Below are 10,403 nucleotides of genomic sequence, written 5' to 3' on the forward strand. Positions count from 1 at the left end.
CACACGGCTGTGCACCGACGGCACACCCAACGCCTGCAGCAAGCTATACGGCGCGGCCTGGCAGGCGGCAAAGTCGCTGGGCTACATCCGCCTGATCACCTACACCTTACCCGACGAAGGCGGCGCCAGCCTGCGCGGCGGCGGCGCCTGGAGCCGTCCCAGCCGCCCCCTCGCCGATACCCCCGAGCACCTGCGCCGCCCCAAATGCCTGTGGCAGGCGCCGGGCGGCGCGGACAAAGGGAAGCACCCGGATGCCGATTGATTGCTGCCGCGCGCGCGAGGCCCGGCCATGCTGACCCCATGCCTGCTGACGTTGTCAGCGACATGCCAGGCAACCATCGGTCTTCGAGGTTGCGGTGCAGTTCCCACTGCGTGACCGAGCCAGCTCGCACCGCATCCATCCGCGAGCGGCCACCAGCCTCTGGTGGCGGATGCTTTCGCCTTATCAACCCACCGCGGGGTTACGCACCTTCCCCGCATGCGTGGGCCGGTGTGTCTCCGCTTCATCCCAATGGAGATTCACCATGAACACCACGTCCAACGAGAAATCGTATTTCGACCTCCACGCCTCGGGCATCGGCTACGTCCAGCGTGTCCGTGAAGTGCCCGTCCGGGGCGGCCGCCGTGCGCAGCCGTTCCTGGCTTGCACCATCGCCGCGCTGGTCGGCCCCGCCCGGGACCCCAGCTACCGCTACTTCGACGTCAAGGTCTCGGGTGCCGAGGCCAAGAAGCTCGTTCAGCGCTACATCGGCGTTGACGATCCCAAGCAGCGCCCGCTGGTGCGCTTTCGCCTCGGTGACCTGTGGGGCGATGCGTACATCCGCGACAAGGGTGAGCAGAAGGGTCAGGCCGCCGCGTCCCTCAAGGCGCGACTGCTCAAGGCCGAACTGATCGACCGGGCCGAACTGGCTTCGATCGAGCAGCACGAGCTGATCACCCGCGGCATCGGCTATCTCAATCGTGTGAAGGACGTCACCCCAAAGGCTGGCGACTCGTTCCTCTCTTGCACCGTCGCGGCACTGGCAGGGCCTGTCGATGAACCGGAGTATCGGTACTTCGACACCATCGTCGCCACCCCGGAAGCCGAGCACCTGGTTCGCCGGTGCGTTCAGGCCATCGAGGGTGACCGCAAGGTGCTGATCGCCTTCCGTCTGAACGACATGAAGATCGATCCGTACATCCGCACCAAGGGTGAGCACGCCGGGGAGCCGGCCGCAAGCCTGGAATCGACGCTGGTCCACATCGGTCTCATCAAGATCGACGGCACCCAGGTCTATCCGACGAGCCAGGCGCAACCCGAGGCGCCGCCGGCCGAAGACGCATCCGCGTCCGAAGCCGACGACGCCATCGACACGGCCACCGAGCCCGCCGAGCGCGAGCCCGAGGCGCAAGTCGAAGAGCAGGAGCCGGCATTGGCTGCTTCGTTCTGATACGGCATGGCCCCTCACGGGGCCTTGTCGCTTCTCTTCCCGCATCCGCCGCGTCCCCATGACGCGCGCTTGCGCATTTCATCCCCCGAGTTCCGCGTGGTCTCACCGCCGCGCGGTTGTCGCATTTCTCAAAGGAGATCAGCCATGTCTCTGGCATCCCGTTTTGCTCCGCAATCCCCGATCCTGCGCTCCGATCGTCCACTCTCGGACGACCGCATTCGTGCCGTCGTTCCGTCGATCTTCGCCGACGCTCCGCATGGGAGTCGGTCCGATCGATATGCCTACATACCGACCTCGACCGTGCTGACCAAGCTGCGCCAGGAGGGCTTCGAGCCCTTCATGGTGTGCCAGACACGCGTGCGCAACGAAGACCGGCGCGAGTACACGAAGCACCTCATCCGACTTCGCCATGCGAGCCAGATCAACGGCGACGAGGCGAACGAGATCATCCTGCTCAACAGCCACGACGGCACGAGCAGCTATCAGATGCTCGCCGGCATGTTCCGGTTCGTCTGCCACAACGGCCTGGTTTGCGGTGACACCACCGCCGACATCCGCGTTCCCCACAAGGGCGACGTGGCCAGCCAGGTGATCGAAGGTGCCTACGGAGTCCTCGAAGGCTTCGAGCGCGTGCAGAACGCGCGCGATGCGATGCGCACCATCAACCTCGATGAGGGCGAAGCGGAGGTCTTTGCAAACTCCGCGCTCGCACTCAAGTACGACGATCCAGCCAAGTCCACGCCTGTCACGGAGAGCCAACTGCTGGCACCCCGGCGATGGGACGACCGCAAGAACGACCTGTGGGCCGTCTTCAACCGCGTCCAGGAGAACCTCGTCAAAGGAGGCCTGAACGGACGCAAGGCCAACGGCCGCAATCAGCGCACCCGTCCGGTGCAAGGCATCGACCAGAACCTGCGCCTGAACCGGGCGTTGTGGCTGCTGGCCGAAGGCATGCGCCAGCTCAAGGCGTGATGCCACGCGGACCTCGCCCACCTCGGGCGAGGCCATTCCTCTCATCCACCGGGTGCCGTCGGCGGCCCGTCATTCATCATCAGGAGAACCATCATGGCAACCCCATCGGCTTCCGAGAAATCGGTTGCGCCCATCGTCGTCCCCGGCCAGCTCACGCTGCGTACCATCCGCGGCAAGAACGGCCCGTTCACGGTTGGCCGCCTCGCCACGCACCTCGGTACTTTCGAGGTCAAAGACCCGGAGCTGGAGCAGTACCCCGAAGGCAAGTACGACGGGGAATTCATCATCAGGTACATCTTCCCGAAGTCCTATCCGGTCGGCGGCGGCATGCGGTTCGAGATCCGTGCCAGCCTCGACGGCATGACGCTCAACGGCATCGACAAACTCAGCCGCGACGAAGCCCGCAGCTTCGCCACCCAGGACGTCGATCCGCTCGATGAAGAGCAAGGGGCGCAGCCTGCGGCAACGCCGGCCAAGCCCACCAAAGCGTCCAGGCCCGCCAAGCCCGCACCCGTGCAGGCGTCCGCGGACCCGATGGTCGATACCACGCCCTTTGGCGTGGATGCGCCGCCACCTGCTGCGGCTTCTGCCCTTGGCAGTACCGACGACGGTGACACTGCAATGTTCGGCCTGCTGTGGCCGCTGGGCGAGTCCGTGAAACTGGATTCGACCATCGACCGCCGCACCCTGCGCGCGCAGATCGCCCGCCTGGGCGAGCTGGGCTACGCGCTGGACTTCAAGACGCAGGAGTGGAGCCGTCAGGTCGAACCACAACCCGCGTGATCGCAGACGCCGCATGCGCGGTGTTCTTCATCCACCCGCCGGGGTTCCTTCCCCATGCGGGGGAGGCCCTGACCATCTTCTGGAGGTCTTCATCATGTCCACCATCGCTTGCGATATCCCCCGCTCCGCGCTGGATGAACCCGCGTGGCGGGCTCTCTGCGAGACGGCAGCCGCACAAGCCACCAAGGGTTGCGGACTGTCTCACGACTACTACGTCGAACGCTTCAGTTCGGCGATCGACGCGCAACTCGGTCGATTGCCCGAAGAACAGCGCGCACAGGCGCTGAAGATCGCACAGGAATGGGACTACGCAACACCGGCCGAACGGCAGGAAACCCAGGACTGGAATGCGGAGCATGGCTATTGCTCGCATGGGATCGAGTTCAGCTGCTGCCCGGCCGGTTGTGATCGCGACGATGACGACTGGGACTAAGGGTAAGGCATAGGTTTTCCTTCGCTGCACCTGCGGCATTCCATCACCCACTGGGGGTTCTTCCCCACGGGGAGGCCTCCAGCTCAACTTTTCGAGGAGGCCTCTCATGGGCTGGTATTTCTCTCCCCAATCGCGGTCTGAACTGATCACGGAACTGATCGCACCACAGCAGACCGAGCGCGTCAGCGCGAAGGTTATCGCTCACGCATTGCGCGGCAACGTGCTGTGGTCCGTGGTCGAACTGACCGCCAAGGTCGAAGGTGTGCATCGTGATCTCGCGCCGGGCCAGTCCCTGCGCTACATCCGCTGCGATCTGCTTGAGCGCAGCGGCAACCAGTGGGGCTATAAACCGCTGGAAGAGTCCATGCATCCGTACTATTACTCGTGCCCGCTGTCCTATCTGGACCTCGCACCGGAGCAGTCCGCCGACTGGCGTGCAGGCGTTCGCGCCTACCACGCACGGCGGCGCACACCCACGGCTGTCACGGCACCCGCCGCGGCGCTGTTGGCCTGAGCCAGGAGGAACCGACATGGACCCGATCCTGGCTGCACTCCCGCTCTCGCTGTTGAAGCTCGTTGAAGGCAGTTTGTCCAACGACGAAGTTTCCTCCGACGAGGAAATGCTGGGGTACTTCATCGACAACGGCCTCACCGAGGAGCAGGCACGGCAGGCGCTGACCTACCGCGACCAGTACCTCAACAACATCTACCTGGACGGCTTCACGCCGATCACCGCGGTGGACGAGGCGCTTCACTTCAATCCGCACACCCGACAGTTCGAGCCGGACTGAGCGGTTTTCTTCCACCCCCTGGGGCAGTACTTGCCCCAGCGGGCGGTGCTGTTCCCGTTCATCCGAGGACACCACCATGCCCGCAAACACTTCTTCCACGCTGTACCGCATCGACGAATGCCCGGACGTGATGGCCGACGCCTGCGTCGGCGATGACCAGGGCAACCTGATCTTCCTGTCCATCTGGGCGCGGGACACCGCCGTCCAGCAGTTCCTTGCACGCCTGACCCTCGGGCGCGACGAGCAGGGACTGGACCAGTTCCACGTCATCACCGACCAGGGCGGCAGCGTCCCGGTATTCATCGGCAACGTCGATCGCCTGGAAAAGCGCATCACGCGCGCCTACCGGCGAACGCTGTTCGGTTCGCTGTCCAACGTGTGGCTGTTCGACCGGCGCTGCGTCAAGCCCGACAAGGCCAACGCCAGCGCATTGGCACTGCTGCCACGTGACAGCGCCCACCGGCTTGACCGCCTGTGGATGCTGGTGCGGGACACCTGCCCGTTGCCGCTGCTCGACCACTGGCGCGAGACCGTGCTGGAACTGCTGCAAAGCCGCGAGATGCTGGCCCGCCTTCCGTCCGCCCTCGGGCCGCTGGAAGGCCATCGGCTCGCCATCGACGTGCCGGCGCTGAGCTTGGCGCTGGGCTCCCTGATCCGCAGTGACGCGCTCACCGCCTATCCCTATCCGGCCAAGATTTGGACGCCGGAAGCGGTGGCGGCTTGACCCACCCTCGGAGGCACGCCTTGGCGTGCTTCCGTCATTCATCCCCGCCAACCAGGAGACTTCCATGGCTCTCATGTTCCCGCGGCTCGCCCGCAATTTCGCCAAAAATGGGTACTACCCGACCGACGAACCCACGCTCGAAAGAGCCCTCAACGCACTGATGCCCAGCGACGGGCCGATGTGCATCCTCGATCCCTGCGCCGGTGAAGGCGTGGCAATCGCCGAAGCCTCTCATGCCCTCGGGCGCGAACAGGCCAAGGCGTTCGCCGTCGAATTCGACGCCGAGCGGGCGCGCCATGCCCGCGGCCTGGTCGATCACTGCCTGCACGCGGACCTGATGGACACGATGATCTCCAAGCAGTCCTTCGGACTACTGTGGCTGAATCCACCGTATGGCGACCTGTCCAAGGACGTCAACGGCAACATCGGCTATCAGGGCCAGGGCCGTGCCCGCCTCGAAAAGCTGTTCTATCAGCGTTCGCTGTCGCTGTTGCAATACAGCGGCGTGCTGGTCTTCATCGTCCCCGGCTACGTGCTCGACGCGGAGCTGGTCGGCTGGTTGACGCGCCACTACACCGATCTGCGTATCTACCGAGCGGTGGAAACGCAGTTCAAGCAGGTGGTGATCTTCGGCCGCCGGGTCCGTCAGCGGGAGCTGGCACCCGATGGCGTCAAGGCCGTGCGCAATCTGCTGCTGCAGGTTGGGCTTGGCGAAGTCGAAGCCGAGGAACTGCCGAGCGAATGGCCGTTCCTGCCGTACATCGTCCCCGCCAGTCCGGCCGAGCCGGAGCATTTCTTCCGCGTGACGATGGAGCCCGAACAGTTCGCCGACGAGGTTGGCCGGCTGCAAGGCCTTTGGCCGTCGCTGGACACGCACTTGGGGACCGCGCAGCAGTCGCTGCGTCCACCGGCGCGGGCCTTGTCCCACTGGCATCTCGCCCTGGCTCTGGCCGCGGGCGCGATCTCCGGCGTCGTGCGCTCCCAGACGGGGCGCGTGCTCGTCGTCAAAGGTGACACCCACAAGGACAAGACGCTCCAGCGGGAATTCACCGAACGCGAAGACGGCTCCATCGCCGAGACACGCATCCTCACCGACAAGTTCGTGCCTGTCATCCGCGCGTGGGACATGACGCCTGGCTCCCCGACACGGGGCGAGGTGTTGACCATCCGCTGATCCACCGGACGCGCTGCCGTCCTGCTGTACCACCTCGAAGGAGAAACACCATGTTCCCCAATCCATTCAAGCGGCCTGCGCCGCGCAAGCAACCCTTGTTCGCACCGAGTACGTTGAAGTTGAGCGAGAAGGTGCATTGGCTGGCTCGGCGAGGCCTGATCGACCCCTTGGCCTATGTCCAGCGCCATGTGCGCGGGGACTGGGGCGAGATCGATGAGGCCACCCGCCAAGCCAACGACGTCGCAATCCAACAGGACAACCTGATGATCTCCCAGTACCGGATCACGCCGGAACTGGTGTTGCTCGTGAAGACCAGCGAAGACCACCAGACCACGGTGGTCCAGCTTCCCGAAGAGCGCGACCTGATCTGAAGGCGCCGCCTCGTCATCCCATCCACTTGACGGAGCCACTTCACTCCGCCAGGGGTGTCGTGGCTCAATAGCCTTTCAAGGAGGAGCCCATGGCATCGCATCGCATCGAAACCTACTGCCAGAGGCTGGCGTTCCCCATCGGGGCGCTCATCTTCAGCCGAGGCATTGATCGCCTTGTCCGCGCGGGTCGCCTGGACCCGATTCCGTACTTCAGGCGCCACACCCGTGGCGACTGGGGTGACGTCAACGTCTGCCAATGGCACGCCAACGGCGTTGCACTTCAATCGGGCGCGTCGCTGGAATCGCACTATGTGATCCACCCGGGACTCGCCATTCGCATCATCACCGATGCGGGGCGCAGCGTCACTGCCATCGTGCTGCCGTCCGAAGACTGAGCACGGTTCACCCGCAGGCCACTCAGGCCAGCATCTTCAACCACCTTCGGCCGCGCGCCGATTTCCTTCCCACCACGGGGCATGCCATTGCCCCGCTGGGGGTGGTGCATGCCCCATTTTTCATTGGAGCATCACAATGTCCTTCGATCTCGAAACCACTGCCGCTGACGCCGCGCCCGTACAGGGCGAACTGCTCGACGCGGAATCATCCCCTCTGACCCTGAGCCTTCAGGATTTCGTCGGCGAGTTCGGCGACGAACTGCTCGACGCCCTCAACAGCGCCAACCCGCCTGTCTATACCGGCCAACCGCAGGCGCACCGGCAGCTCATCGTCGCCAGCCTCAAACGCAAGCTGTTCCCGGCCCAGGCCGAAGTCGTCCACGCCGCCGCCGAGCTGCTGATCGACCGTGGCGAACGCGCCGCGATCGTCAATGGCGAGATGGGCTGTGGTAAGACGACCGTTGGCATCGCCGCGGCCGCCGTGCTCAACGCCGAAGGCTACCGCCGCACTCTGGTCCTGTCGCCACCGCACTTGGTTTACAAGTGGCGGCGGGAGATCCAGGAGACGGTGGCCGGCGCCAAGGTATGGGTGCTCAATGGGCCGGATACGCTCGTCAAGCTCCTCAAGCTGCGTGAGCAGTTGGGCGTGCAGCCCACGGGCCAGGAGTTCTTCGTCCTGGGGCGCGTCAGGATGCGGATGGGTTTCCACTGGAAGCCCGTCTTCACCCAGCGGCGCACCCGCCACGGCGACGTGGCGGCCTGCCCGGACTGCGGCACGGTCATCACCGACCTCGACGGCGAGCCGGTCAACCCGGTCGCGCTCGAAGCCGAGGAGTACCGCAGGAAGTGCAGCCATTGCGCTGCGCCCCTGTGGACGCTGATCCGCCCGCGCAGCCTGTCCGGCAGCGACCAGTCCTCGGCCGTCCTCAAAGCCCTGAAGCGCATCCCGACCATCGGGGAAGTCACTGCGCAGAAGCTGATGCAGAAGTTCGGTGACGGCTTCCTGGCCTCGATGCTGGGCGACAACATCCACGAGTTCATCAACCTCATGGATGGCAACGGCGAGCTGGTGTTTTCCGACCGTCAAGCCACGCGCATGGAACGTGCGATGGCCAACATGGAGTTCGGCTTTGGCGAGGGCGGTTATCAACCCTCGGAGTTCATCAAGAGGTACTTGCCGCAAGGTACGTTCGACCTGCTCATCGCTGATGAAGCGCATGAGTACAAGAACGGGGGCAGTGCCCAGGGCCAGGCCATGGGCGTGCTGGCGGCGAAGGCTCGCAAGACCTTGCTGCTGACTGGCACGCTGATGGGCGGCTACGGTGATGATCTTTTTCACCTGCTGTTCCGAGCCCTTCCGGGGCGGATGATCGAAGACGGCTACCGCCCGACCACGAGCGGCAGCATGACCTCGGCTGCGATGGCGTTCATGCGCGATCACGGGGTGTTGAAGGACATCTACTCCGAGAGCACCGGCACGGCGCACAAGACGGCCAAGGGCACCAAGGTATCGGTGCGCACGGTCAAGGCCCCGGGCTTCGGCCCCAAGGGCGTCTTGCGCTGCATCCTGCCATTCACGATCTTCCTCAAGCTCAAGGACATCGGCGGCAACGTCCTGCCGCCGTATGACGAGGAGTTCCGTGAAGTCGCGATGGACACGGCGCAAGCCGCGGCCTACCGCGATCTGGCGGGTCGGCTGACCGCCGAGCTGAAACAGGCTCTGGCGCGACGCGATACGACCTTGCTGGGTGTGGTCCTCAACGTGCTGCTGGCCTGGCCGGATTGCTGCTTCCGGTCGGAGACCGTGGTGCATCCGCGCACGCGCAACACCTTGGCGTTTGTCCCGGCTCAGTTCAACGAGTTCGAGATCAGCCCCAAGGAGCGTGAGCTGATCGACATCTGCAAAGAGGAGAAGGCGCAGGGCCGCAAGGTCCTGGCCTACACGGTCTATACCGGCACGCGCGACACCACGTCGCGCCTGAAGGTGTTGCTGGAGCAGGAAGGCTTCAAGGTGGCGGTGCTGCGCGCGAGCGTGGATGCCAGCCGCCGCGAAGACTGGATCGCCGAGCAACTGGACCGTGGCATCGACGTGCTCATCACCAACCCCGAGTTGGTCAAGACGGGGCTGGACCTGTTGGAGTTCCCGACGATCGTGTTCATGCAGTCGGGCTACAACGTGTACTCGCTCCAGCAGGCGGCACGCCGCTCCTGGCGCATCGGGCAGAAGCAGCCCGTGCGTGTGATCTACCTCGGCTACGCCGGTTCCTCGCAGATGACCTGCCTGGAGCTGATGGCCAAGAAGATCATGGTCTCGCAGTCCACCTCGGGCGACGTGCCCGAATCCGGGCTCGATGTCCTGAACCAGGACGGTGATTCCGTCGAGGTCGCACTGGCCCGGCAGCTTGTCGCCGCATGACACGTTCCACTTACGGCCCTTCGGGGCCGTTTTTTTTGCCGCTCCCGGTAAATCGGACGCTGCCTGGTTCGCATTGTTTGCTGCCGCTCGCGGCCTGAGCGGCGATGGTGAGGGCTGGATGTTTCAGGACGCCGAGCTATGTGCCCCTCTCCACCGTGGTTTCACTATCCCGAACGCCGCCTTCTGGCGGGATTTCTCGGCCTGCTGTGGTCGGTGCTGGCCGGTGGCTGCGCGACGACGACTGCGCCGGTCGCGCCCGACACCATCGCGGAAGTCTTGGCCGCGCCTGAACCCGAGGCTTCCGAGTACATCCCGGTCGTGCGCTACGCCCGCTACACACTGGTCGAACTGGCACCCATGGCGGCGCAGCGCGACCTGTTGTTGCAGACCATCGACGTGTCCATGCCCGAGGATGCCCGCGCCACGGTCGGGGATGGGCTTCGGCACGTGCTCAAACGCAGCGGCTATGGCCTGTGCCAGACCGCGCATGCCGTGATCGAGCTGTACGCGCTGCCGTTGCCGGCGGTACACCTGCACCTCGGCCCCATGACCTTGCGCGATGCGCTGCTCACGCTGGCTGGCCCGGCCTGGGAACTGCACGCGGATGACCGCGCACGGCAAATCTGCTTCGAGCGGCCCGGCGATCGCGCGGTCGCCGAGTCCCCATCCGAGCCACCCGCCACCGAGGCGGTGCAGACGTTCCCGCTGGCACCCATGGTTTCGGGAGGCCAGCCATGAACGCCCCGCAACCTGCCCAGCGATCGACCGCCGCCGTGGTGGTGCAGAGCCTGATGTGGCTCTGGTTGATCTTCCTCAGCGTCTTGGCGGCCCTGGGCTACCAGGCCCTCAGCGACCAGGCCGACCAGGAGCGGCTGGATTCCCGCCTGCAACGCCTGGAAGCGCAGGCAACTGGC

14 protein-coding genes are annotated in these 10,403 nt (G+C 65.0%); all 14 read left to right on the forward strand.

The window, feature by feature from the left end:
• The coding region (locus HNR75_RS15150) for an XF1762 family protein (protein WP_343043290.1) at positions 1-262 on the forward strand (262 nt) is incomplete at its 5' end.
• 262 nt (positions 263-524) lie between these two features.
• A complete protein-coding gene (locus HNR75_RS15155) occupies positions 525-1,430 on the forward strand; it encodes a DUF3577 domain-containing protein (protein ID WP_023656988.1) in 906 nt (301 codons plus the stop codon).
• A gap of 144 nt (positions 1,431-1,574) precedes the next feature.
• Positions 1,575-2,402, forward strand: coding sequence for a DUF932 domain-containing protein (locus tag HNR75_RS15160; protein ID WP_003120024.1), 828 nt, complete (start codon positions 1,575-1,577; stop codon positions 2,400-2,402).
• A 93-nt stretch (positions 2,403-2,495) separates the two neighbouring features.
• Positions 2,496-3,185 carry a DUF3275 family protein gene (locus HNR75_RS15165; protein ID WP_188027807.1) on the forward strand — a complete coding sequence of 230 codons (690 nt, stop codon included), beginning with the start codon at positions 2,496-2,498 and terminating at the stop codon, positions 3,183-3,185.
• A gap of 94 nt (positions 3,186-3,279) precedes the next feature.
• Positions 3,280-3,618: a hypothetical protein gene (locus HNR75_RS15170; RefSeq protein ID WP_023656986.1), complete on the forward strand. Its 339-nt coding sequence runs from the start codon at positions 3,280-3,282 to the stop codon at positions 3,616-3,618.
• A 106-nt stretch (positions 3,619-3,724) separates the two neighbouring features.
• On the forward strand, positions 3,725-4,132 hold the full coding sequence (locus HNR75_RS15175) for a hypothetical protein (protein WP_003120022.1): 408 nt from the start codon (positions 3,725-3,727) through the stop codon (positions 4,130-4,132).
• A 16-nt stretch (positions 4,133-4,148) separates the two neighbouring features.
• Complete coding sequence (locus HNR75_RS15180; protein ID WP_003120021.1) at positions 4,149-4,409, forward strand: hypothetical protein; 261 nt, start codon at positions 4,149-4,151, stop codon at positions 4,407-4,409.
• Between the two features lie 76 nt (positions 4,410-4,485).
• Complete coding sequence (locus HNR75_RS15185) at positions 4,486-5,133, forward strand: hypothetical protein (RefSeq protein ID WP_003120020.1); 648 nt, start codon at positions 4,486-4,488, stop codon at positions 5,131-5,133.
• Between the two features lie 25 nt (positions 5,134-5,158).
• The gene (locus HNR75_RS15190) at positions 5,159-6,307 is read left to right on the forward strand and encodes a DUF6094 domain-containing protein (protein WP_221935893.1); all 1,149 of its coding nucleotides are present in this window, start codon (positions 5,159-5,161) and stop codon (positions 6,305-6,307) included.
• Between the two features lie 50 nt (positions 6,308-6,357).
• Complete coding sequence (locus HNR75_RS15195; protein ID WP_003098896.1) at positions 6,358-6,678, forward strand: hypothetical protein; 321 nt, start codon at positions 6,358-6,360, stop codon at positions 6,676-6,678.
• 89 nt (positions 6,679-6,767) lie between these two features.
• Positions 6,768-7,073: a hypothetical protein gene (locus HNR75_RS15200; RefSeq protein ID WP_003098895.1), complete on the forward strand. Its 306-nt coding sequence runs from the start codon at positions 6,768-6,770 to the stop codon at positions 7,071-7,073.
• Positions 7,074-7,209: 136 nt separating this feature from the next.
• Entirely contained in the window at positions 7,210-9,489 is a 2,280-nt protein-coding gene (locus HNR75_RS15205) for a helicase-related protein (RefSeq protein ID WP_003098893.1), read from the forward strand.
• 138 nt (positions 9,490-9,627) lie between these two features.
• Entirely contained in the window at positions 9,628-10,227 is a 600-nt protein-coding gene (gene pilL2 / locus HNR75_RS15210) for a PFGI-1 class ICE element type IV pilus protein PilL2 (protein WP_003098890.1), read from the forward strand.
• A partial coding sequence (locus HNR75_RS15215; RefSeq protein ID WP_425506834.1) for a hypothetical protein occupies positions 10,224-10,403 on the forward strand: 180 nt, incomplete at its 3' end. The genes pilL2 and HNR75_RS15215, both read left to right, overlap by 4 nt.

The sequence above is a fragment of the Tolumonas osonensis genome (genome assembly GCF_014202415.1).
Lineage (GTDB): Bacteria > Pseudomonadota > Gammaproteobacteria > Enterobacterales > Aeromonadaceae > Tolumonas > Tolumonas osonensis.